Source organism: Bradyrhizobium sp. 956_D2_N1_4 (assembly GCF_052076025.1).
GTDB lineage: Bacteria > Pseudomonadota > Alphaproteobacteria > Rhizobiales > Xanthobacteraceae > Bradyrhizobium > Bradyrhizobium barranii.
Genome location: NZ_CP197237.1, coordinates 1028840 through 1050591, shown reverse-complemented (window position 1 = coordinate 1050591; position 21752 = coordinate 1028840). Strand labels below are relative to the sequence as shown.

At 64.2% G+C, this 21752-nt stretch carries 21 protein-coding genes; 9 read left to right on the top strand and 12 right to left on the bottom strand.

Translation table 11 applies throughout. The features are described from left to right. Window positions 1-16: 16 nt before the first annotated feature. The gene (locus AB7535_RS04950; RefSeq protein ID WP_135216305.1) at window positions 17-865 is read right to left on the bottom strand and encodes a VOC family protein; all 849 of its coding nucleotides are present in this window, start codon (window positions 863-865) and stop codon (window positions 17-19) included. A 209-nt stretch (window positions 866-1074) separates the two neighbouring features. On the opposite strand from AB7535_RS04950, the gene AB7535_RS04945 reads away from it, so the two are divergent. Both AB7535_RS04945 and AB7535_RS04940 read left to right on the top strand, forming a co-directional pair. Continuing rightward, window positions 1075-1968: a sugar kinase gene (locus AB7535_RS04945; RefSeq protein WP_014496984.1), complete on the top strand. Its 894-nt coding sequence runs from the start codon at window positions 1075-1077 to the stop codon at window positions 1966-1968. Between the two features lie 19 nt (window positions 1969-1987). Continuing rightward, window positions 1988-2902, top strand: coding sequence for a ribokinase (locus AB7535_RS04940; RefSeq protein WP_135216297.1), 915 nt, complete (start codon window positions 1988-1990; stop codon window positions 2900-2902). On the opposite strand, the gene AB7535_RS04935 is transcribed toward AB7535_RS04940, so the two are convergent. Next, complete coding sequence (locus AB7535_RS04935; RefSeq protein ID WP_085404410.1) at window positions 2903-4123, bottom strand: NAD(P)/FAD-dependent oxidoreductase; 1221 nt, start codon at window positions 4121-4123, stop codon at window positions 2903-2905. Between the two features lie 227 nt (window positions 4124-4350). Here AB7535_RS04935 and AB7535_RS04930 point away from each other — a divergent pair, with 227 nt between their 5' ends. Both AB7535_RS04930 and AB7535_RS04925 read left to right on the top strand, forming a co-directional pair. Then, the gene (locus tag AB7535_RS04930; RefSeq protein WP_085404549.1) at window positions 4351-5145 is read left to right on the top strand and encodes an enoyl-CoA hydratase/isomerase family protein; all 795 of its coding nucleotides are present in this window, start codon (window positions 4351-4353) and stop codon (window positions 5143-5145) included. Then, window positions 5142-5711 carry a histidine phosphatase family protein gene (locus tag AB7535_RS04925; RefSeq protein ID WP_085404411.1) on the top strand — a complete coding sequence of 190 codons (570 nt, stop codon included), beginning with the start codon at window positions 5142-5144 and terminating at the stop codon, window positions 5709-5711. Before AB7535_RS04930 ends, AB7535_RS04925 begins: the two co-directional genes overlap by 4 nt. Before the next feature lie 4 nt (window positions 5712-5715). Here AB7535_RS04925 and AB7535_RS04920 read toward each other — a convergent pair whose 3' ends face one another. From AB7535_RS04920 to AB7535_RS04905, 4 genes are all read right to left on the bottom strand, one after another. Next, window positions 5716-7056: a TRAP transporter large permease gene (locus AB7535_RS04920; protein WP_085404412.1), complete on the bottom strand. Its 1341-nt coding sequence runs from the start codon at window positions 7054-7056 to the stop codon at window positions 5716-5718. Beyond that, window positions 7053-7631, bottom strand: a complete 579-nt coding sequence (locus AB7535_RS04915) for a TRAP transporter small permease (RefSeq protein ID WP_085404413.1) — start codon at window positions 7629-7631, stop codon at window positions 7053-7055. Before AB7535_RS04915 ends, AB7535_RS04920 begins: the two co-directional genes overlap by 4 nt. A gap of 153 nt (window positions 7632-7784) precedes the next feature. Next, a complete protein-coding gene (locus tag AB7535_RS04910; RefSeq protein WP_063984777.1) occupies window positions 7785-8780 on the bottom strand; it encodes a TRAP transporter substrate-binding protein in 996 nt (331 codons plus the stop codon). Window positions 8781-8841: 61 nt separating this feature from the next. Continuing rightward, window positions 8842-10560 carry an IlvD/Edd family dehydratase gene (locus AB7535_RS04905; protein WP_085404550.1) on the bottom strand — a complete coding sequence of 573 codons (1719 nt, stop codon included), beginning with the start codon at window positions 10558-10560 and terminating at the stop codon, window positions 8842-8844. 174 nt (window positions 10561-10734) lie between these two features. Between AB7535_RS04905 and AB7535_RS04900 the strand changes: the two genes are divergently transcribed. Together AB7535_RS04900 and AB7535_RS04895 are read left to right on the top strand one after the other, a co-directional pair. After that, window positions 10735-11415: a GntR family transcriptional regulator gene (locus AB7535_RS04900; RefSeq protein ID WP_085404414.1), complete on the top strand. Its 681-nt coding sequence runs from the start codon at window positions 10735-10737 to the stop codon at window positions 11413-11415. A gap of 32 nt (window positions 11416-11447) precedes the next feature. After that, window positions 11448-12347, top strand: a complete 900-nt coding sequence (locus AB7535_RS04895; RefSeq protein ID WP_085404415.1) for a hypothetical protein — start codon at window positions 11448-11450, stop codon at window positions 12345-12347. A gap of 67 nt (window positions 12348-12414) precedes the next feature. Here AB7535_RS04895 and AB7535_RS04890 read toward each other — a convergent pair whose 3' ends face one another. From AB7535_RS04890 to AB7535_RS04880, 3 genes are all read right to left on the bottom strand, one after another. Continuing rightward, the gene (locus AB7535_RS04890) at window positions 12415-12669 is read right to left on the bottom strand and encodes a hypothetical protein (protein ID WP_135216299.1); all 255 of its coding nucleotides are present in this window, start codon (window positions 12667-12669) and stop codon (window positions 12415-12417) included. A 105-nt stretch (window positions 12670-12774) separates the two neighbouring features. Then, window positions 12775-13200 carry a hypothetical protein gene (locus tag AB7535_RS04885; protein WP_085404551.1) on the bottom strand — a complete coding sequence of 142 codons (426 nt, stop codon included), beginning with the start codon at window positions 13198-13200 and terminating at the stop codon, window positions 12775-12777. Between the two features lie 24 nt (window positions 13201-13224). Next, window positions 13225-13488, bottom strand: coding sequence for a GlsB/YeaQ/YmgE family stress response membrane protein (locus AB7535_RS04880; RefSeq protein ID WP_028146794.1), 264 nt, complete (start codon window positions 13486-13488; stop codon window positions 13225-13227). A gap of 192 nt (window positions 13489-13680) precedes the next feature. On the opposite strand from AB7535_RS04880, the gene AB7535_RS04875 reads away from it, so the two are divergent. Beyond that, on the top strand, window positions 13681-14586 hold the full coding sequence (locus AB7535_RS04875; protein WP_085404417.1) for a transglutaminase family protein: 906 nt from the start codon (window positions 13681-13683) through the stop codon (window positions 14584-14586). Window positions 14587-14615: 29 nt separating this feature from the next. Then, complete coding sequence (locus tag AB7535_RS04870; protein ID WP_193560925.1) at window positions 14616-15446, top strand: potassium channel family protein; 831 nt, start codon at window positions 14616-14618, stop codon at window positions 15444-15446. Between the two features lie 70 nt (window positions 15447-15516). Here the strand turns inward: AB7535_RS04870 and AB7535_RS04865 are convergent, their stop codons facing one another. After that, window positions 15517-16341, bottom strand: a complete 825-nt coding sequence (locus AB7535_RS04865) for an NAD-dependent epimerase/dehydratase family protein (protein ID WP_085404418.1) — start codon at window positions 16339-16341, stop codon at window positions 15517-15519. 91 nt (window positions 16342-16432) lie between these two features. Between AB7535_RS04865 and AB7535_RS04860 the strand changes: the two genes are divergently transcribed. After that, window positions 16433-17401, top strand: a complete 969-nt coding sequence (locus tag AB7535_RS04860; protein ID WP_085404419.1) for an SMP-30/gluconolactonase/LRE family protein — start codon at window positions 16433-16435, stop codon at window positions 17399-17401. 276 nt (window positions 17402-17677) lie between these two features. Here the strand turns inward: AB7535_RS04860 and AB7535_RS04855 are convergent, their stop codons facing one another. Both AB7535_RS04855 and AB7535_RS04850 read right to left on the bottom strand, forming a co-directional pair. Further along, window positions 17678-19108, bottom strand: coding sequence for an aldehyde dehydrogenase family protein (locus AB7535_RS04855; protein WP_085404420.1), 1431 nt, complete (start codon window positions 19106-19108; stop codon window positions 17678-17680). 269 nt (window positions 19109-19377) lie between these two features. Further along, window positions 19378-21741: a transketolase gene (locus tag AB7535_RS04850; RefSeq protein WP_135216300.1), complete on the bottom strand. Its 2364-nt coding sequence runs from the start codon at window positions 21739-21741 to the stop codon at window positions 19378-19380. Window positions 21742-21752: the final 11 nt, after the last annotated feature.

Below are 21752 nucleotides of genomic sequence, written 5' to 3'. Positions count from 1 at the left end.
ACGGGAGGCCGCCCCCTCAATCCGCCGGCTTCGGCGAGCGCTCCAGCAGCACCGTCTGGATCCCGCAGGTCCCATTCCGCACCGTCATGATCCGCGTGCCCGGCTTGCGGCCGTTGCGCACCTCGGTGACGTCGAGGCCGGCGGCGAGCAGGCGGGCGCGCGTGGCGTCGATGTCGGCGACCCGCCAGCTCAGGCCCCAGAGACGGTCATGCACGGAATCCCCGCCCGCCACGGGGCGGCGCACCACTTCGACGATGAGGTCGCCGCAGCGGAAGAACATCAGCTGGCCCCAATCCTGGTGCGAGCGGTCCAGTGCGAGATCAAGGCCGAGCCGCGCGCCATAGAGCGCAGCGGCGCGGTCGGAATCCTCGGTGGTGACCACGACGTGGTCGAGCCCATCGATCGGCGCGATGTCGGTCGCAGTCGACAGCGGCCGCTCCTCGGCGAGCTCGAGGAAGAACATGCGCACGCCGCGCGTCAATTCGGTCGCGGCACGCGTGCGTTTCCAGTGCAGGACTGCGCCGCTCGCGACGTCGCTGCTTTCGACCTCGGCGACCGGATCAGGCCTCAAGGCCACCCGCTCCAGCCGCCGGTGCATCTTGCCCATGTCTGCGACACGAAAGCACAGGCTGGCGAGCACGCCCTCGCGGTCGTCGAGCAGCGCGCGGATCCGGTCCGCCGCAACGTTAAAGCCGCTCGGCGCCATCAGCTCGATCGTCACGTTCGCAAGCGTGAACAGCACGCGATCGGCGCCCTCGCCGGAATTCTGCCAGGCCGGCGCGCGCCCGAGCAGCGTCTGATACGCCGCCTTGGCCGCACCGATATCGCTCACCAGGGCAACGATGTGATCGAGGCCGGTGATCATCATTCCCCCCTTTGATCGACCTGGAACCATATTCCGAAGGACGGCGTTTGTCCGGGCTTGGCATGGACCGGTGATGGTCGTATTCCGGCCCCATGCCGACCTCAAGCGCTCGGGCGGCAGATTTGCGAATAATTTCAGCGTCCCCAGAGCGGAACCGGTGTTAGAGTAAGCCCGCCGGCCGGGACCACCCAGCGCATCACGGACAACCAATGCAGGCTCTCTTTATCGGTCAGACCTATATCGACGTCGTCTTCATCACCGACCACATGCCGACCGGCGACGAAAAGCACGTGGCAACCGACTACGCGGTCTCCTTCGGCGGCAACGCGGTCACGGCGGCGTTCTGCTGCGCCAAGCTCGGCATCGTGCCCGATCTCATCGCCACGGCGGCCAATGACTGGCTGGGGCGGATGTTCCAGGACATGTGCGCGAAATACGCGATCTCGCTGCACGGGCGGAAGGTGAACCAGTCCTCGCTGTCCTTCATCATGCCCAAGGACGGCAAGCGCGCCATCGTCCGCTGCCGCGACGACGAGCACATCCATCCGTTCCCCATGCTCAATCTCGGCGGCTGCCGCGCCCTGCACATCGACGGCCATCAGCCCGATGCCGCGATCCACTATGCAAAAGTCTGCCGCGAGGCCGGCATCCTGACCTCGCTCGACGGCGGCGGCCTGCGCACCAACACGCATGAGCTGCTCGCATTCATCGACGTCGCCATCGTCGCCGAACGCCTATGCGAGCAGATGGACCTGACGCCCGAGAAGATGCTCGACTACCTCAAGAGCCGCGGCTGCAAGATCGGCGGCGTCACCATGGGTGAGAAGGGTCTGCTCTGGTACAATGAAACGGGTGCGGTCGAGGTCATGCCGGCGATGCCGATCCCGCGCGAGCGCGTGATCGACACCAACGGCGCCGGCGACGTCTTCCACGGCGCCTATGTCTATTCCTACCTCGCCCATCCCGGCAAAAGCTGGCGCGAGCATTTTGATTTTGCCCGCGCCGCCTCGACCTTCAAGATCCAGCGCCTCGGCAACGAGGCCGGGCTGCCGACCCTTGTGGACATCGCCAAAGTCAGGCACGAGTTCGAAGTCAGGGTCTAGGGTTTTGTAAGGGCATATCATGGGGCGCGTCTTTATCGCCGGCAGCATCAACATGGATGTGGTGGCGACCGCCGATCGCCACCCCAAAGTCGGCGAGACCGTCGCCGGCCGGCAGGTGCTGTATTTTCCTGGCGGCAAAGGTGCAAACCAGGCCGTCGCGGCGTCGCGACTCGGCGTGAAGACCACGCTGATCGGCCGGCTTGGCAAGGATTCATTTGGCGCTGAGTTGCGGATGTTCCTCGGTGCGCAGGGCATCGAGCTCGGCTCTGTTCGGGACGCCGACACGCATAGCGGCACCGCGATCATCACGGTGGCGGCCTCCGACAACACCATCGTCGTCATCCCCGGCAGTAATGCGCTGGTCAGCGCCGACGATGTCGCGAACGTTCCGCTGGCGAAGGGCGATGTGGCCGTCAGCCAGTTCGAGATTCCGCTGCCGACGATTGCCGCCTTCTTCCAGCGCGCCCGTAGCGCCGGCGCCACGACGCTGCTCAACCCGGCACCGGCGCAAAAGATGTCCGCCGAGCTGCTGGCGCTCGTCGACATCCTCGTGCTGAACGAGACCGAGCTCGGCTTCCTCGCAGGCGTGGAGCTCTCCGACGGCGACGAGGCCGCAACAATCATCGACGTCGCGCGACAACTTCAGGCACGCGAGGACCAGATCATCTGCGTGACGCTCGGCAAGCGGGGCGTGCTCGCGCTCGCCGGCCGCGAGGAATTCGCGGTGCCCGGCCGCGTGGTGAAAGCGGTCGACACCACCGGCGCCGGCGATTGCTTCGTCGGCGCGCTCGCGGCGCAGCTGGCGAAGGGCGTGTCCTTGCGTGCCGCGCTCGCCTTCGCCAACGCGGCCGCCTCGATCAGCGTGCAGCGGATGGGCGCCGGGCCGTCGATGCCGACGGCCGCGGAAGTCGCCGCGGTCGTCAAGGCCAGCTGATCAGGCCAGCGCGCTCTTCAGGTCGAAGCCTTCGTCCGCGGCCTGCTCCGGCGTGATCGAGCGCTCCAGTCCGAACAGGCGTCGGCCGAACATGTGGTCGCCGGCACGGTTGACCGACTCGATGCCGAGCAGTCTGTCGCCCTTGTAGCAGAACGCCGAGAACGCTTTCTTCTCGGGATCGCCACGCAGCACGACGCGGTCGTAGCCGGTGGTCAGCCCCGCCATCTGGAGCTTGTCGTCGCCCTGGTCGCTCCAGAACCAGGGATGACTGTCGTAGGCCTTGCGGTCGCCGGTCAGCCGCGCCGCGAGGCAGCGGGCGTGATCGGTGGCGTTCTGCACCGATTCCAGCCGCTGCGATCCGCCGAAGCGCGGACTGGCGAACAGCGCGCAGTCGCCGATCGCGGAGATGCCAGGATCGGACGTCGAGAGATATTCGTCGACGATGATGCCGGCGGCGACGGCAAGCCCCGCCTCCGCCGCAAGCTCGATGTTCGGCAGCACGCCGACACCGACCACGACGAGGTCGGCCGGCAGATGCCTTCCATCGCTCAAGGAAACGCCGGTGACCTTGCCGCCCTCAGCCTCGATCGAGGTTGCCTGCACACCGAGGTGAATGCGGATGCCGGCCTCGCGATGCCGCGCCTGAAAATACTCCGAGACCTCCGCCGTCACCGCGCGCGCCATCACGCGCGGGGCGAGTTCGAGCACGTCGACCTCGAGCCCCTTGATCCGCGCGGTGGCCGCGAATTCCAGGCCGATGAAGCCGGCGCCGATGATCACCGCGCGCTTCTTCGACGGCATGATCTTCCGCAGCGCCTCGCTGTCGTCGAGGATGCGTAAGTATTTCACGTCGGGCAAATTCGCATTCGGCAAATCAAGCAGCCGGTTGCGCGCGCCCGTGGCCAGCACGAGGTGGCCGTAAGGCAGCGTCTCGCCGGATGCGAGATGCACCTTGTGGCCGGCGCGATCGATCGACACTGCGCGGCCTGCGATCAGCTCGATCTTCTGATCCTGGTAGAATTTCTCCGGCCGGAACATCAGGCTCTCCGGCCCGGCCGAGCCCTTGATATAGGCCTTGGACAGCGGCGGCCGCTGATAGGGCAGATGCGCCTCGTCGTTGATCAGGCAGACGCGGTCGGAAAAGCCCGCCTGGCGCAGGGATGCCGCGACCTGGTAGCCGCCATGGCCGGCTCCGACAATGATCACCGGACCACCCGTCATTGGAACAGCCCATTTCCGGAGACACGAGCGTCACCCATGTCGTCTCCTCTCTCGCTGATATTGGCTTGGCTTGCCCAGGAGGAGCCGGCGCTCGTGTCCGTTCCTAAACGAAGGCGGCCCATTTGAGCCCATCATTCCGTCCTGCGCAAGAGCGGCATGCGGGGATTGTCACCCCCGACCTTCTGCGATTTAGTTGCAGCAACGACCTCATGCCGGGGATATTCCAGATGCCAGCTCCCGTCTCCAAACCCGACGATCCCGCCCTGCTGCGGATCGACGGCCCGATCGCAACCATCACGCTCAACCGCCCCGCCGCGTTCAACTCGGTCAACCTTGCAATCGCGCAGAAGCTCGAACAGCTCGCGGCCTATCTCGAAGGCGCCGACGACATCAGGGTCGTCGTGCTCGAAGGAGAAGGCCGCGCCTTCTCGGCCGGCGGCGATCTGCAGACGATCGGCGCTGCGGCCGAAACCGGCACGGTCACGCCGGTCGTTGGCGAGCTGCTGAAGCATTATCACGCCTTCATCGAGATCATCCGGCGCATGCCAAAGATCTCGCTGTCCAGCGTGCACGGCTCGGCGGCCGGCGCCGGCATGGGCCTCGCCTTCGTCACCGATCTCTGCATCGCCGCGGAGGATGCCAAGTTCACGCCGGCCTATGCCAAGATCGGGGTATCGCCGGACGGCGGCTCGACGGTCGGGATCGTCGGTACGGTCGGATCGAGACGTGCGCTCCAGATCTTCCTGTCGGAGGACAATTTTACCGCGCAGCAGGCCTATGAATGGGGCCTGGTTGCGAAGGTCGTCCCCGCCGCGGAGTTGAAGGCGGCCACGCGAAAACTCGCCGAGCGCCTGGCGCAGAATCCGCCGGCGGCGATCGCCGGCACCAAGTCGCTGGTCTACCAGGCCGCGACCACGCCGGTGAAGCAGCAGCTCGATGCCGAGGAGCACAAGATCATCATGGCGATGAATACGGAGGATTTCCGCGCCGCCGTGAAGAAATTCACGAGCAAGGGCAAGTGAGCGTGCCGGCACCGGCGCGCTCGTTCTGCGGCCTGCGCCACGGCGCGACCGACTGGAATAGGCAGGGGCTGTTTCAGGGACGAACCGACAACCCGCTGAACGCGGACGGCCTTGCGCAGGCGCACGAGGCCGCGGACATGTTGCGCGGGATCGGCATCAGCCGAATCGTCGCGAGCCCGCTGGTGCGCGCGGCACGAACGGCCGAGATCATCGCAGACGCCATCTCGGTGCCGCTCTCGATCGATGACGGCATCATCGAGTTCGATTTCGGAAGCTTTGAGGGCCTCCCCGTCCGCGACCTCATGATCAAGCACGGCGTCAACTCGGCGACGGGCCTCGTCTCGATCCTCCCCGCCGACGGCGAAAACTGGGACGCCATGACGGAACGGTCGCTGGCTTGCGTCTCCGCATGGCTCGACCGTCATCCTGACGACGATTTCCTGTTCGTCTGCCACGACGCGGTGATGCAGGGAATTGCGAAGTCACTGTGCGGCAGCTATTTCAAGAACAGCCACGGCACGCCGTTTCGCTACCTCCGTGAAGGCGGGCAATGGCGCGTCGAGTAGCTCGTCACTTAGGACAGATGTAGCCTGTCCCCGCCAGCGACTTGAAGCAGCCGACCGATTCCGGCAGCACTTTCTGCGGCAGCCACAGCACCACGCTCGGGAAATAGATCGCGAACGCGATCGTGGCCAGGAACACCACATAGATCGGCAAGGCGGCGCGTAAGGCCTTGGCAAAACTGATGCCGACGAATTTCGAGGCCATCAGCAGCACCAGGCCGTATGGCGGCGTGATCAGGCCAAAGGCGAGCGTGGCGATCAGCACCACGCCCATGTGCACGGCGTTGATGTCGCCGGCCTCGGTCAGCGCGTTGACCAGCGGCATGAAGATGATGATGGTCGGCACCGGCTCGATGAAGTCACCGACCACAGTGAAGAGCAGCACCATCAGCAGCATGATCAGATGCGGATCGTTGCCGGCAATCGAGGTGATCATGTCGGCGATGTAACTCGCACCGCGTAAGTAAGCGAGCATCCAGCCGAAGGCATTGGCAGCGCCGATCGTGATCAGCGGCAGCGAGAAGATCAAGCCTGCAAGGCAGAAATCATATGGGATCTTTTTGATATGCCCGCGGTTCAGCGCGGGGATCACGACGACGACAATCCAGACCACCGCAACGACGCCGGCTTCCGTCGGCGTGAACCAGCCGGTGAGGATGCCGCCGAGCAAAATGACAGGGATCATCAGCGGCAGGGCGGCGTCACCCGCGGCGAACACCACCTGCCGCAGCGGCGCGCGCGGCTTGCGCAGGCCGGAAGGGCCGAAGAAGTAGCAATAGATCATCAACCCGAAGCCGATCATCAGCCCGGGCACCACCCCCGCCATGAACAGGCCGGCGATCGAGACGTTGCCGACCGCGCCATAGACCACCGCCGTAATGCTCGGCGGCACCAGTGCAGCGATGGTCGAAGCGGACGCGATGATCGCCGCAATGAAGGCGGGCTCGTAGCCCTCGCGTTTCATCGGGCCGCCCAGCGCACGGCTCATCACGGCGACGTCGGCAGTGGTCGAGCCCGACATTTCCGAGAAGAACATGCTGAAGACAACGACGACCTGCGACAGCCCGCCCCTGATGTGTCCGACCAGCGATACTGACAGGTTGGCTATTCGTACCACCACGTTGGCCGAGCTCATGAGCTCGCCGACCAGCAGGAAGAACGGGATTGCCAGCAACGCCTCGGAGTCCACGCCGTCAAATATCTTCTGGATGATCGCGGCCAGCGAGACATCGGAGAGGAGCGCACCAATGAACACGCCGGCCATCAGCGAGAACGGCACGGGCACGCCGAGATAGCCGAACGACAGGAAGCAGATCGACATCAACGCCAGGACAACGGGTGCGCTCACGGCTGCGCCCTCATCTGCACGTCCGTGATGACGGGCGCTCCGTCCTCTTCGGGCGGCTCGTGATGGTCAAAGCCGTTGCGCAAGCCGTTGACGAGCTGCTCGATGGTGAACAGGCCGATCAGCACGCCGGACAGCGGGATGATCGCATAGAGCGAGGCGATCGGAGTGCCCGACGGCAAGCGAAAGCTGCCGAAGCCGCGAAGATAGTTCTGATAGCCGTACCAGATCAGGCAGAAGGCGACGCCGAGCACGACGAGACGAATGATCACTTCGACGATCAGCCGCGCCGTGCCGTGCATCGCTTCGGAGATCGCGGTGAGATAGAGGTGATCGTTGCGCCGGGTCGCGACCGCGGTCCCGACGAAGATCGCATAGATGAACAGCGTCGAGGTGACTTCCTGGAGCCACAGCCAGGGGTGGCCGATGGTGCGTGTGACGATGTCGGCGGTGACCGACAGCGAGAAGCCGAAGCAGAGCACGCCGCAGAGGACCATCAGCGCAAGCTCGAGCCAGTCGAGCCAGCGCCATTTCAGGTGGCGTTGCCGTTGCACCAGCAGTTTGTCGGCGATGGACATTGTTGCTCCCGGCTGCAGCTTTCCGTCATGGCCGGGCTTGTCCCGGTCATCCACGCACTTGGTGCGGGCTCGAAGGAAGAACGTGGATGCCCGGGACATTTGGCGCGAAGGCGCGCTTCGCGCTTCTGCCCGGGCATGACGACTTTGCTGTAACTAGTTCACCGACCGGATCAAATTCTTGATCTTCTCGGCATGCGGGCCGAGCTCCTTGGCGAGCTTGTCGAGATAGGGGTCGGCGATCACCGTGAAGCTCTTCTTGTCGACGTTGTCGACGATCTTCACGCCCATCTTCTTCAGCTTGTCGGCCGCGGTGCGCTCGAGGTCGAACGCCTTCTGCGGCTCTTTCGTGCTGACCTCGTTGGCCGCCGCCTGCACCCACCCCTTCTGCTCCGCCGATAGGCTCTGCCAGAGCTTGTCGGAGACGAACACCAGCGCGTTGTTGGCCTCGTGCTCGGTGATGTTGAGGACCGGGGCGACCTCGTAGTGCTTGTTGACGAGGTAGACATTGATGCTGTTCTCGGCGACGTCGACGACGCCGGTTTGCAAGCTGGTGTAGACGCTGCCGAACGGCATGTGCACGGTCTGGGCGCCGTAGGCCGGGAACATCATGTCCTCGGTCGCGGTCGCCTGGACGCGGATCTTCAGCCCCTTGATGTCGCCGACATTGTGGATCTCCTTCTTGGAGTACATGTGGCGCACACCTTGCGAACCGGTCGCAATCACGTGCAGGCCCTGCGTGGTCTCGTCGATCATGGTCTTGAGCGCTTCGAACACGCGGGGATCGGCCAGCCCCTTGACCACGTGGTTCTCGTCGCGGAACAGGAAGTGCAGCGACATCACGCCGGCCTGCGGCGAAATCGTCGCGGTGTTGGCCGAGGAGATGATGGCGAATTCGATGTCGCCGGCCTTCACGAGCTGGAGCACCTGCGGCTCCTGCCCGAGCTGCGCGCCCGGATACTGGTCGATGATCATGGTGCCCTTGCTCAATTCCTTGAGCTTGTCGGCAAAGAGGTCGCCCGCGATGGAATAGCCGGTGTTGCGCGGCTGATCGTAGGCAAAGCGATAATGCTTCACCTCCTGTGCCCCGGCCCCGGTGACGAAAAGTACGGCGGCCATGGCCACCAACCCACGCATGGATCGTGCAATCATCGTTTCCCCCTGTTTTATCGCCCGCCGCTTGTGCGGTCTGAGCGCTCGTTCGGGTGGTTCGTCACCCCTTCTCAGTCTGCTTCCCAGTCCTCTGCATGAAATCGAAGTCGCAGCCCTCGTCGGCCTGCATGATGGTCTCGTTGAACAGCCAGGCGTAGCCGCGCCGCGCCTCATCGGGTGCTGCCGCCGGCTTCAATGCGGTGCGCCGACGCTCCAGCTCGGCGGCATCGACCAGCAGCTCGATGCTGCGCTTGGCAACATCCAGCCGGATCATGTCGCCGTTCTTCACCAGCGCGAGCGGTCCGCCGACGGCGGATTCCGGCGTGATGTGAAGCACGATGGTGCCGAACGCGGTGCCGCTCATGCGCGCATCCGAAATGCGCACCATATCCTTGGTGCCGCCGCGCGCGAGCTTCTTCGGGATCGGCAGATAACCCGCCTCCGGCATGCCCGGCGCGCCCTTGGGGCCGGCATTGCGCAGCACCAGCACGTCGTCGGAGTTCACGTCGAGATCGGGATGGTCGACCCGCAAGGTCATGTCCTCGACGGATTCGAACACCACCGCGCGCCCGGTGTGCTGCAACAGCTTGGGGCTCGCGGCCGACTGCTTGATGACGGCACCGCGCGGGGCGAGATTGCCGTGCAGGACGGCAAGGCCCCCTTCCTTCTTGATTGGATTGTCGCGCGGACGGATCGCATCCTGGCCAGGCACGTCCTCCGCATTCGCGACGACATCGCGCAGCGTCTGGCCGCTGATGGTCTTCGCGTCGAGATCGACGAGATCGCCGAGCTGCGCCAGCAATTTCGGCACGCCACCGGCGTGGTGGAAATGCTCCATGTAGTGTTCGCCCGACGGCTTGAGGTCGACCAGCACCGGCACTTCGCGGCCAATCCGGTCGAACACCTCGAGATCGAGGCGGTGGGGCGAGCGGTGCGCCATCGCCGTCAAATGGATCAGGCCGTTGGTCGAGCCGCCGATCGCCTGGAGCACGACCTGCGCATTCTTGAAAGACGCCGGCGTCAGCAATTCGCTCGGCTTCGGCCCCTTGGTCTTGGCCATCTCGGCGGCAACCCTGCCGCTCGCTTCGGCAAGGCGAAAGCGTTCGGCATGCGGCGCGGGAATCGTCGCGCTCATCGGCAGCGACAGACCCATGGCTTCGATCATGCAGGCCATGGTCGAGGCCGTGCCCATCACCATGCAGGTGCCGACCGACGGCGCGAGGCGGCCATTGACCTCCTCGATCTCGGCATCATCCATTTCGCCGGCGCGATACTTGCCCCAGAGACGGCGGCAATCGGTGCAGGCACCGAGCACCTCGCCCTTGTGATGGCCGACCACCATGGGACCGACGGGAATGACGACGGTCGGCAAATCAGCACTGATCGCGGCCATAACCTGCGCAGGAAGGGTCTTGTCGCAGCCGCCGATCACGATCACCGAATCCATCGGCTGGGCCCGGATCATCTCCTCGGTGTCCATCGCCATCAGATTGCGCAGATACATCGAGGTCGGATGCGCAAAGCTCTCGGCGATCGAAATGGTCGGAAACACGAACGGCATCGCGCCCGACAGCATCACGCCGCGCTTGGCGGCCTCGATGATCTGGGGGACGTTGCCGTGGCAGGGATTGTAGTCGCTATAGGTGTTGGTGATGCCGACGATCGGGCGCTCCAGCGCGTCGTCGGAATAGCCCATGGCCTTGATGAACGCCTTGCGCAGGAACAGCGAGAAGCCGGCATCGCCATAGCTCGTCAGACCCTTGCGCAAACCACTCGTCATCATACCGCTCCTTCTCGCTTGCCATTGTGCTACAGCCTGCCCCCTGATTGTCAATAAGATTGGGCCAGATCGTCGCGCTTTCTGCCCCAGACACCGCCTTCCGACACAAATTATTGACAATCCGGGTTCTCCCTGCTCCACAAGGCGGACCGGCATGAGCCGGAGGCTGAGGGCATGTCCGACATCCGCACCGCAGACGCCATGCCGGTCCGGCGCGACGATCCGGACGATGTCGTCGCGCGGCTGGAAGAGGACATCATCTTCGGCCGCCTGCCGCCGGGCGCGCGCCTCACCGAAGACGCGCTGATGTCGCGCTACGGCACCTCCCGGCACTTCGTGCGGCAGGCCTTGGTCGATGCCGAGCGCCGCGGCATCGTCCGCCGCGAGAAGAACGTCGGCGCCACCGTGCGGTTCTACTCGGCCGAGGAAGTCCGGCAGATCTACGAGGTCCGCGAGATGCTGACCCGGCAGGCCGCGCTGATGATCCCCCTGCCCGCACCGCAAGGCCTGATCGACGAGCTGACCGCACTGCAACGGCAATATTGCGCGAAGGCCGATGTGCAGGATCTGCGCGGCATCCACGAGGCCAACGACGCCTTTCACCTCGCGCTGTTCTCGGCCTGCGGCAATCCCTATCTGGTGCGGTCGCTCCAGGACTACATGAGCCTGACGCTGCCGATGCGCGCCAAGAACCTCGCCGACCGCGAGGGACTTGCGCAATCGCGGCGCCAACACGAGCTGATGATCGAGCTGTTGAAGGGCCGCGACAGCTGGGCGTTGGCGCAGCTGTGTGTGGATCACATGCAGTTCAGCAAGTCGGATTATCTGGCGAGGATTGCGGGTGAGGAGAGCTGACGCTAGACCAAGGCAACGCTACAGGTCTTACAATGCCGCATGATGTGAGCACGCCACCCCTGCTTGTTGACGTCGCCATCGAAGCGAAGTCCAGGGCCGATCATGAGAAGCTCGTTGCTGCGCTCTTGAAGCTCACCGCCAAGGACGGAGCGCTCGCCGTGTCGGTCGATCAAGACTCTGCTCAGATCATCCTGAAGGGAACGAGCGAAACCCGCATCGAGAGCGCGATCGACGCCCTCAACCGGACCTCTGGAATAGCCGTCAATATTGGTGCCCTGCAGGTGGCATTTCTCGAGCATCCGACCAAACGTGCGGAGGCGGAATACACTCACAAAAAGATCTACGGGCCCAAGGGGGAGTTTGCCGCCGTCAAGCTTGCCATCGAGCCGAATGAGCCTGGCACGGGATACCAGCTTGAACGCAAGACTGGTGTGGATGCGCTACCGAACAAATATATGCCCGGGATCGAGAAAGGGCTCGAAAGCGTACTGGCCTGCGGCGTGATTGCGGGCTTTCCGGTGGTGAACGTCAGGGTCCAGCTGATCGACGGCAAGTATCACGACGTCGATTCTTCACCGCTCGCCTTCGAGATCGCGGCTAATGCCGCGTTCCGCAGGGCGCTGCAAACGGCAGAATCGGTCTTGCTTGAGCCGATCATGAAGGTCGAAGTGGTGACACCGACGCCGTTCGCACAATCGATCGTTGACGACCTGACATCACGGCGTGGGACCGCCCACTCCAGGGTCGTCGACGATGACACGGTCGCGATCGATGCGACGGTACCGCTCATAGCGATGTTCGGCTATGCGAACAGCCTGCGCGTGTTGAGCCAGGGGCTCGCCAGCCACACAATGCGCTTCGACCGCTATGCCGCCGCACCGCAGCCCTGGGACGGCCCGCCATTTCGTCCGGCGATCGGGATGCGTGCCTGACACTCATCGCGATAGAAGAGGCCGCCAACGCAGGCGGCCTCCCAAAATTCTGAACTGACCCGCGCTCTTATTTGAGGTCGAGAGCCCGGCAGTAGTAGCCGCTCTCAACGCCCGTCCAGCCTCGCTCCATGCGGTTACTGCGGCACTCGTAGTAGGACTTGAAGTTGAGGACGTTCTTGCAATTCGCAACCGCGCCGCCGGAGAGCGAGCATCCCGGACCTTGGTTTGGGTTCAGGTGAGCCGCGGGACCGATCGGTGCGGCGCTCACCGGCGCGATCGACAAGGTAGCAAGGATCAACGCTGACATCGCTAACGTCTTCATAGCCATCCTCCCTGTTCTTGTTGCCTGGGACGGCAATGCACGTCCCGGAACAGACGATAGCATGACGCGAGTGACAGGTCCTTCTCAATCAGAGCTTGTTCGCGTTCAGTACCGCCTCAGCAAACCGCGGTCCACGCTGGCATCGCCGTAGTCAGCGCAGCCCCTTGTCGGGTTCTTGATCAAGTCCGTCCGGACGCGCCTGAACGTTTTGCCGGCCGCCTCACGCACCTCGGGGCGGAATTTACCGGGATCGTAGGTCTCGCCGTCGCGGGCCTTGATGGCTGCAGCATAGGCGTCGATCATGGCCATCGCCGCCTCAGGGCTGCCGAGAAGCCGGGCGCCGAGTTGAACGCCGCCGGCGCCGTCGACCTCGTAACCGTCGCATCGCTGCTCCAGCACCACCGATGCGGTGACGAGCTGGTCAAGGAACGTCGCCTCGGCATCGCTGAGGGCTGCGGCTCGCGCCGATCCTGACATGACTCCCGGTACGATCGTCGCGAGCATCGCGACGACTGACAATTTGATTTTCATGCGCAGCAAGATCATTCGGGTCGATCAGGCGCGGCCCTGACGACCCATAACAAGCCCGTACAGGAAGAGGAGAATGATGGCGCCGACCACGCTGCCGATGAAGCCGGCGCCCTCCCCGAACTTATACCATCCCACGGCCTGACCGAGCCACGTCGCGACGAACGCACCGACGATCCCCAAAACCGTCGTCAGGATGAACCCCGTGGGCTCGGATTTGTCGCCGGGCATGATGAATTTCGCGACCACGCCGACGATAAATCCAATGATGATCGTCCAAAGGATACCCATGTCCATCGCTCCATTCGGTCGGTTTGCACATCAACGTCTGAAGGAATGCGTGATCGCTTGATGGGCCAGACGATCCCGGGAACGACGTTGATCTAGATCAATGGGCAGCAGCGGCCGAGCCGAAAGCTGGTCCCTGCTCTTTCTTGTGCGGAAGGTGCTCAACGAGCCCCGCAATGCGAAGCGGATCGATGCATGGCGATCATAGGCGAGATCACGCACACCACGACCTACCGCTATGCAAAGCCGGTGAGGTTCGGCACGCACCGGGCGATGTTCCTGCCGCGGCGCGGCGCCTCGACCCGGCTGCTTCGCTGGTCCGCTGCTACCAGCCTGCCATCAAAGGTGCATTGGGTAACCGACTCCCGCTCCAATGCCGTCACGGTGATGGACTTCAGCGAACCCGGCAGCGAGCTGACATTCACGTTCAGGGTTCGTGGCGTCTATTTTGGCATCAAGGGTCTGGAGACATTTCCGCTGGACCTCCGGGCCGAGGAGGTCCCCGTGCAGTACACCCCGGACGAATGGACCGACCTTGCCGGTTACCTGCGCCCGCATGCCGACGATGCAGACGGCAGCCATGCGGCGTGGACCAAGAGCTTCGTTGCCGGCGATCAGGATCGGACCGCCGACGTGCTGCGCCGAATGCTCGGCAAGTTTCGCAGCGACTTCAGCTATTGCGGCAGAGATGCCGAAGGCACACAGTCACCCGGCGAAACGCTGCGCACGAAATCGGGCACCTGCCGGGACTTCGCCTGGCTGATGATCGAGACGTTGCGCCGGCTCGGCTTTGCCGCGCGCTTCGTCAGCGGTTATCTCTATGATGCGGCGCTCGATGGCGGCGCCGTGGGCATGACCGGCTCCGGCGCGACCCACGCATGGGTGCAGGTATTCCTGCCCGGCGCCGGCTGGCTGGATTACGATCCAACCAACAGTTTGAGCGCTGGCTTCGACCTCATTCCGGTGGCCATTGCGCGGCATCCGGGCCAGGCCGTGCCGCTGACTGGCTCGTGGTTCGGCGAACCCGGCGATTACCTGGGCATGTCGATCAATGTCGCCGTCAACAAGATCGGCGAAATGCTCGATCCTTCGGAAGCATAGGCTACCGAGATGCGCGGCGGTCGCTGACCATGGCATTTTATCGCAACAGTACGAAGGGACATGGGCCGCTCGACGCCGTCGCCGTCCCATTCGAGGCCCTGAAGGGCAGGATCCGGCAACTTTACGAAGGCGACACGTTCGGCTGCATAAAATTCCGATACGCCCTGCTCGCGCTGGACATCGTCACGGTTCTGTTCATCATCGCGACCTCGTTCCTGCCTCGCAACAGGGCCATCGAGTCGCTCGATGTCGTGTTCGGCGTGCTGATCCTTGCGGATTTCGCCGCACGGATGATCATCAGCCGTCAACCGCTGCATGACCTGGCGCGACTTTCGACCTGGACTGACATCGTCGTCATCATCTCGTTCCTTGCGCCGCTCGCCGGAGAGGCCGGCGGCTTCCTGCGCGCATTTCGAACATTGCGGCTGCTGCGCGACTACCAGATGGTGGCGCGGCTCCGGGTCGACAGCCCCTTCTTCCGGCGAAACGAGGAAGTCGTCTTTGCCGTCGTGAACCTCGGCGTGTTCATTTTCGTGATGACCGGGATCGTCTACGAGACGCAGAAGTCTCACAATCATCAGATCGCCAACTATGCCGACGCGCTCTACTTCACGGTCACCGCACTGACCACGACCGGCTTCGGCGACATCACCTTGCCAGGGACCGTCGGCCGCCTGATCACCGTCGTCATCATGATCTTTGGCGTGACCCTTTTCCTGAATCTCGCCAAGGCACTGCTCGCGCCCTCCAAGGTACGCTTCCCCTGTCCGGTTTGCGCCCTGCAGCGCCACGATGTCGACGCGGTGCATTGCAAAGCGTGTGGCACCGTCTTGAACATTCCCGATGAAGGCATGGACTAGGCTGCATGCCGGCACGAGTGCCGCGGAGAGGCCCCCTCACCTCATAACTGTGGAGAGGGGGTATGGCATTTCAGCGCTTATTCCAATCAATGATCCGGCTCGTGTCGCCGTCGAACTCGTTGCTGCAGAACGCGCCGCCCTGGTAGTGGTCGCCGACCGGATCCGGCTTCAGCTTGGTCTGCTCGGCCATCGCGTGCTCGCGGAAATCCTCGGCGCGCCCCGTCGGGCGATAGCCGAATTCGTAGGCGCGGTGGTTGTCCCACCAGGCGCGCTCGTTGAGGGAGGCGCCGTAGAAGACCTCGAAATGGATGTCGGGATGTTCGAGCCCGATGCGGCAGAGCTGCACGAGGTCGTCGGGTTTCAGCCAGATCGAGAGCCGGCGCTGGTCGAGCGGCATGTCGCCGAAATTGCCGATGCGCAGGCAGGTCACCTTCAGGCCGTGCTTGTCGGCGTAGAGCGCACCGACGGCCTCGCCGAACACCTTGCTGACGCCATAACGCCCGTCGGGGCGCGGGGTGACGTCGGTCCCGATCTTGTGATGGCGGGGGTAGAAGCCGACCGCGTGGTTGGACGAGGCGAACACCACGCGCTTGACGCCCTTGCGGTACGCGGCCTCGAACAAATTGTAGCCGCCGATGATGTTGGCCTGGAGGATTTGGTCCCAGGTGCCTTCGACCGAATAGCCGCCGAAATGGATGATGCCGTCGACGCCATCGCAGATCGCCTCGCACTGCGCGAGATCGGCGAGATCCGCCGCTTTGAATTGTTCGTTCGCGCCGAGATCGGCGGGCGGCTTGATGTCGGAGAGCAGGAGATCCGGATAGATCGGCGGCAGCAGCTTTCGCAGGCTCGTGCCGATTCCGCCCGAAGCTCCCGTCATCAAAATACGCGGCATGTCTTCCCTCGCCTGTGGTGACCGATTTGCGGCCGTAGATAACTGATGCTAGCAGACTTGGACAGAGGGAACGCAACAAAGAGACCTGCACATGAACGATGCATCGCCCCACACTCAAGGCTGGCGGCCGGCGACCTATTACCCCGATCCGGCGATAAAAGCACTGGACCCCCGCTTCGAAAAATACTGGCTAAAGCTGTCGGCAGTGGAGCGGCTGGCGACCGGCCTGCGCTGGGCCGAGGGTCCGGTGTGGTTCGGCGACGGACGCTATCTCCTGTGCAGCGACATCCCGAACCAGCGCATCATCAAATGGGAGGAGGAGACCGGAACCGTTTCGGTCTTCCGAAAGCCCTCGAATTTCGCCAACGGCAACACCAGGGATCGTCAGGGCCGGCTCGTCACCTGCGAGCATGGCGGCCGCCGCGTGGTGCGCACCGAATATGACGGCAGCATCACCGTGCTGATGGATTCGTTCGGCGGCAAGCGGCTGAACTCGCCGAACGACGTGGTGGTGAAGTCCGACGGCTCGATCTGGTTCACCGATCCGACCTTCGGCCTGCTTGGCAATTACGAGGGCTACAAGGCGGAGCCCGAGATCGAGCCGAACGTCTATCGGCTCGATCCTGCAACGGGCAAGGCGACCATCGTCGCCGAAGGCGTGCTCGGTCCGAACGGGCTGTGCTTCTCGCCCGACGAGAAGATTCTGTATGTCGTGGAATCGCGCGGCGTGCCGAACCGAAAAATCCTCGCCTATGACGTCTCGCCCGACGGCACCACGATCTCCAACAAGCGCGTCCACATCGATGCCGGCCCGGGCACGCCCGACGGCATGCGCTGCGACATCGACGGCAATCTCTGGTGCGGCTGGGGTATGGGCGATCCCGAGCTCGACGGCGTCGTCGTATTCGCGCCCGACGGCGTCATGATCGGCCGCATCGCGCTGCCCGAGCGCTGCGCCAATCTCTGCTTCGGCGGCGTCAAGCGCAACCGCCTGTTCATGGCGGCAAGCCAGTCGATCTACGCGCTGTATGTGAACACGCAAGGCGCGGTCGGGGGATAGGCGTTCCGCAGAGACGGTCTCGTAGGGTGGGCAAAGCGAAAGCGTGCCCACCGCTTCTTGTTCGTCGCGGAATGGTGGGCACGTCGCTACGCTCCTTTGCCCACCCAACGAGGTCCCTCCTCCGTCATTGCGAGCGAAGCGAAGCAATCCAGACTGTTTTCGCGGAGACAGCCTGGATTGCTTCGTCGCTGCGCTCCTCGCAATGACGACGGAGCAAAACGAAAAACGCCGGAGCGGTTTCCCGCTCCGGCGTCATGCTTGTTCAGGCGAAAAAACTTACGCCGCGTTGAAGCCCGCAACGGCCTTCACTTCGAGGAAGTCCTCGAGGCCGTACTTGCCCCACTCGCGGCCGTTGCCCGACTGCTTGTAGCCGCCGAACGGCGCGGTGCGGTCGTTGGGCACGCCCTGGAGATTGACGTTGCCGGCGCGGATCTGGCGACCCACGCGCTTGGCGTCCTCAACCGAAGCGCCCGAGACGTAACCCGCGAGACCATAGGGCGTGTCGTTGGCGATGTGCACGGCCTCGGCTTCGTCCTTGGCGCCGATGATGGTGAGCACCGGTCCGAAGATCTCTTCACGGGCGATCGTCATGTCGGGGGTGACGTCGGCGAAGATGGTTGGACGGACGTAGAAGCCCTTGTTGACGCCTTCGGGCAGGCCCGGGCCGCCGGCAACGAGCGTTGCGCCCTCGTCGATGCCCTTCTTGATCAGGCCCTGGATCTTGTCCCACTGGCCGCGGTTGACGACCGGACCAATGGTAGTGCCTTCAGCGCGGGGATCACCGGCCTTGGTCTTATCGGCGACAGCCTTCGCGATCGCGGCGACTTCCTTCATCTTCGACAGCGGCACGATCATGCGCGAGGGTGCGTTGCAGGACTGGCCGGAGTTGTTGAACATGTGCATCACGCCGCCGGTCACCGCCTTGGTCAGGTCGGCGCCTTCGAGGATGACGTTCGGCGACTTGCCGCCGAGCTCCTGGCTGACGCGCTTCACGGTCGGCGCGGCGCGCTTGGCCACATCGATGCCGGCGCGGGTCGAGCCGGTGAACGAGATCATGTCGATGTCAGGATGCTCGCTCATAGCGGCGCCGACCTCGGGGCCGAGGCCGTTGACGAGGTTGAACACGCCCTTCGGCACGCCGGCTTCATGGAGGATTTCCGCGAAGATCAACGCCGAGGTTGGGGTGAACTCCGACGGCTTCAGGATCATAGTGCAGCCGGCGGCGAGCGCAGGCGCAACCTTGCAGGCGATCTGGTTCAGCGGCCAGTTCCAGGGCGTGATCATGCCGACCACGCCGACCGGCTCGCGCAGCACCATGGCGGTGCCGACCGGTTCCTCGAAATGATAGTTCTTGAGCACGTCGAGCGTGGTCATGAGGTGGCCGAGGCCGGCGCCGGCCTGGAGCTTCTCCGCCATCGGCAGCGGCGCGCCCATCTCGTCGGAGACGGCGGCGCCGATCTCCTTGAGGCGGCCCTTGTAGATCTCGATGACTTTCGTGAGCAGCGCGACGCGCTCCTCGCGGCTGGTCTGGGAGAAGGTTGCAAAGGCGCGCTTGGCAGCAGTGACGGCCTTGTCGACGTCAGCCTTGGAGCCCAGCGCAACCTCGTACATCGCCTCTTCCGTCGCGGGATTGACCACGGCGGTGGACTTCTTGACGGCGGGATCGACCCAGGCGCCGTCGATGTAGAATTGCATGCGATTGACCATCGTTAACCTCTTCTTGGGGGCTTGGAGGGGGCGTTTCGGCAGGCATCCTTGCACGAAAGCGCCGGCAATTGAACCCGCCATATGCGGGGCCAGCGTTGCTGCGGACGGAGGATATATGAGCCGATGGCGGGAACGAGGCAAGGCTCCCTCAGGTGTCATTCCGGGACGCGCTACTTGGCGCGGGCCCGGAATCCATAACCACGATCGGGAGTATGGATTCCGGGCTCGACGCTACGCGTCGCCCCGGAATGACAGGGCAGTTACCTCAACTACACCGCCATCTTCCGGTGCAGCACCGGTGCGCCGGTGGTGAGGCTTTCGGCCGCATCGATGATGGCGTTCGCATCGATGCCGTAATGGCGGTAGAGGTCCGCGATGGTGCCGGTCTGGCCGAACTGCTCGACGCCGAGTGCCTCGACGCGATGACCGCGGACGCTGCCGAGCCAGCCGAGCGCGGAGGGATGGCCGTCGATCACGGTCACGATGCCGCAGTCGCGCGGCAGCGGCGCGAGCAGCTTTTCGATGTGGCTGAGATGCTGCACACCCCGCCGATCGCGCCGCAATTTCCGCGCAGCGGTCCAACCCGCATGCAGGCGATCCGCCGAGGTGATCGCGAGCAGACCGATGTCACGGCGGCTCTCGCCGATGAAGCCGGTCGCCTCGATCGCTTCGGGCGCGACCGCGCCGGTATAGGCGATCACGAGTTCGGCATTGGGCCCCGGCTTGCGCAGCCAATAGGCGCCGTCGGTGATGCCCTGCGCAAGCTCCGGCGTCATGATCCGCTGCGCCTGCTCGATGCTGCGCGTCGAGAGCCGCAAATAGACCGAGCCGCCCTCGCCCGGATCGCGCTGCATGTGATTGAAGCCCCACGCCATGATCACGGCGAGCTCGTCGACGAAAGCCGGCTCGAACGAGGCGAGCCCGTCCTGCGCCATGCCGATCAACGGCGTCGCGATCGACTGGTGCGCACCGCCTTCAGGCGCCAGCGTGATGCCCGAGGGCGTCGCGGCCACCATGAAGCGCGCATCCTGGTAGCAGGCGTAGTTCAATGCATCGAGGCCGCGCTCGATGAAGGGATCGTAGAGCGTGCCGACCGGCAAAAGCCGCTCGCCGTTGATCTGGTGCGACAGACCGAGCGCCGAGAGCATGATGAACAGGTTCATCTCGGCGATGCCGAGCTCGAGATGCTGCCCCTTGGGCGAGAAGTCCCAATTGAACGTGGAGGGAATTTTCTCGCTGCGGAATAAATCCGCCTTCTCGCCGCGCGCGAACAGGCCGCGCCGGTTCACCCACGGACCGAGATTGGTCGAGACCGTGACGTCGGGCGAGGTCGTGACGATGCGCCTCGCCAGCTCGCTGTCGTCGCGCGCGATCTCGTTCAGCACGAGGCCAAAGCCCTGCTGGGTCGACATCTGCGGCGACGGCTTGAACGCGAGTTGCTGGGGCACCCCGACCACGGGCGCGGTCAGCCGGCGGCCGTCCTGGTTGAACGGCACGCGCGCGAGGAAGGCGTCGAGCTCGGCGGCGTCCTGCGCGAGGCCCTCGTACTTGTCCCATTCATGGCCCGCACGAATGTTCTGGCTCTCGCGATATTTCTCCATCTGCGTGACCGTCATCAGGCCGGCGTGGTTGTCCTTGTGGCCCTGGAACGGCAGGCCGACGCCCTTGATGGTGTAGGCGATGAAGCAGACCGGGCGATCGTGATCGATCGACTCGAACGCCTCCAGCATGCTCGCCATGTCGTGGCCGCCGAGGTTCGACATCAGCGCCAGCAGCTCCTCGTCGCTGCGCCTGTCGATCAGCTTGGTGATCGGGCCCTGGTCGCCGATCTCGTCGTGCAGATGCTTGCGGAAGGCGGCGCCGCCCTGGAAGCACAGAGCCGCGTAGAGCGCGTTCGGGCAATTGTCGATCCAAGCTTTAAGCGCCTCGCCGCCGGGCTCGGCGAAGGCCTCGCGCATCAGGCGGCCATATTTCACGATCACCACGTCCCAGCCGAAATTGCGGAACATGGTCTCAAACTTTTCCCAGAGCCCCTCGCGCACAACGGCGTCGAGCGACTGCCTGTTATAGTCGACCACCCACCAGGTGTTGCGCAGGCCGTGCTTCCAGCCTTCGGCGAGCGCTTCGAAAATGTTGCCCTCGTCCATCTCGGCATCGCCGACGAGGGCAATCATCCGCCCTTCGCGGCGATCCTTCATCCAGCCATGCGCCTTGACGTAGTCCTGCACCAGCGATGCGAACAGCGTCTGCGCGACGCCGAGGCCGACCGACCCAGTCGAGAAATCGACGTCGTCGACATCCTTGGTGCGCGAGGGATAGGACTGCGCGCCCTTGAAGCCGCGAAAGTTCTCCAGCTTCTCGCGAGTCTGCCGGCCGAACAGATACTGGATGGCGTGGAACACCGGGCTCGCATGCGGCTTCACCGCAACGCGATCCTCAGGGCGCAACACGCTGAAATACAGCGCCGACATGATGGTCGCGAGCGAGGCAGACGAGGCTTGGTGTCCCCCGACCTTGAGCCCGTCCGCGTTGGCGCGGATGTGGTTGGCGTGATGGATGGTCCATGACGACAGCCACAGCGCCTTGCGGGCCAGCGCGGTCAATGTGTCCAGACGGGCGGTATCAACGGGCATCGCAATGGCTC

Bases quoted from the DNA above. Each gene is read 5' to 3' on its own strand.
- AB7535_RS04950 (WP_135216305.1), bottom strand. From the start codon at position 865: ATGATCACCGGCCTCGATCACATCGTTGCCCTGGTGAGCGATATCGGT.
- AB7535_RS04885 (WP_085404551.1), bottom strand. From the start codon at position 13,200: ATGAAAATCAAATTGTCAGTCGTCGCGATGCTCGCGACGATCGTACCG.
- AB7535_RS04855 (WP_085404420.1), bottom strand. From the start codon at position 19,108: ATGGTCAATCGCATGCAATTCTACATCGACGGCGCCTGGGTCGATCCC.
- AB7535_RS04905 (WP_085404550.1), bottom strand. From the start codon at position 10,560: ATGACGAGTGGTTTGCGCAAGGGTCTGACGAGCTATGGCGATGCCGGC.
- AB7535_RS04870 (WP_193560925.1), top strand. From the start codon at position 14,616: ATGGCATTTTATCGCAACAGTACGAAGGGACATGGGCCGCTCGACGCC.
- AB7535_RS04945 (WP_014496984.1), top strand. From the start codon at position 1,075: ATGCAGGCTCTCTTTATCGGTCAGACCTATATCGACGTCGTCTTCATC.
- AB7535_RS04940 (WP_135216297.1), top strand. From the start codon at position 1,988: ATGGGGCGCGTCTTTATCGCCGGCAGCATCAACATGGATGTGGTGGCG.
- AB7535_RS04900 (WP_085404414.1), top strand. From the start codon at position 10,735: ATGTCCGACATCCGCACCGCAGACGCCATGCCGGTCCGGCGCGACGAT.
- AB7535_RS04930 (WP_085404549.1), top strand. From the start codon at position 4,351: ATGCCAGCTCCCGTCTCCAAACCCGACGATCCCGCCCTGCTGCGGATC.
- AB7535_RS04910 (WP_063984777.1), bottom strand. From the start codon at position 8,780: ATGATTGCACGATCCATGCGTGGGTTGGTGGCCATGGCCGCCGTACTT.
- AB7535_RS04860 (WP_085404419.1), top strand. From the start codon at position 16,433: ATGAACGATGCATCGCCCCACACTCAAGGCTGGCGGCCGGCGACCTAT.
- AB7535_RS04875 (WP_085404417.1), top strand. From the start codon at position 13,681: ATGGCGATCATAGGCGAGATCACGCACACCACGACCTACCGCTATGCA.
- AB7535_RS04880 (WP_028146794.1), bottom strand. From the start codon at position 13,488: ATGGGTATCCTTTGGACGATCATCATTGGATTTATCGTCGGCGTGGTC.
- AB7535_RS04865 (WP_085404418.1), bottom strand. From the start codon at position 16,341: ATGCCGCGTATTTTGATGACGGGAGCTTCGGGCGGAATCGGCACGAGC.
- AB7535_RS04935 (WP_085404410.1), bottom strand. From the start codon at position 4,123: ATGACGGGTGGTCCGGTGATCATTGTCGGAGCCGGCCATGGCGGCTAC.
- AB7535_RS04915 (WP_085404413.1), bottom strand. From the start codon at position 7,631: ATGTCCATCGCCGACAAACTGCTGGTGCAACGGCAACGCCACCTGAAA.
- AB7535_RS04895 (WP_085404415.1), top strand. From the start codon at position 11,448: ATGCCGCATGATGTGAGCACGCCACCCCTGCTTGTTGACGTCGCCATC.
- AB7535_RS04850 (WP_135216300.1), bottom strand. From the start codon at position 21,741: ATGCCCGTTGATACCGCCCGTCTGGACACATTGACCGCGCTGGCCCGC.
- AB7535_RS04890 (WP_135216299.1), bottom strand. From the start codon at position 12,669: ATGAAGACGTTAGCGATGTCAGCGTTGATCCTTGCTACCTTGTCGATC.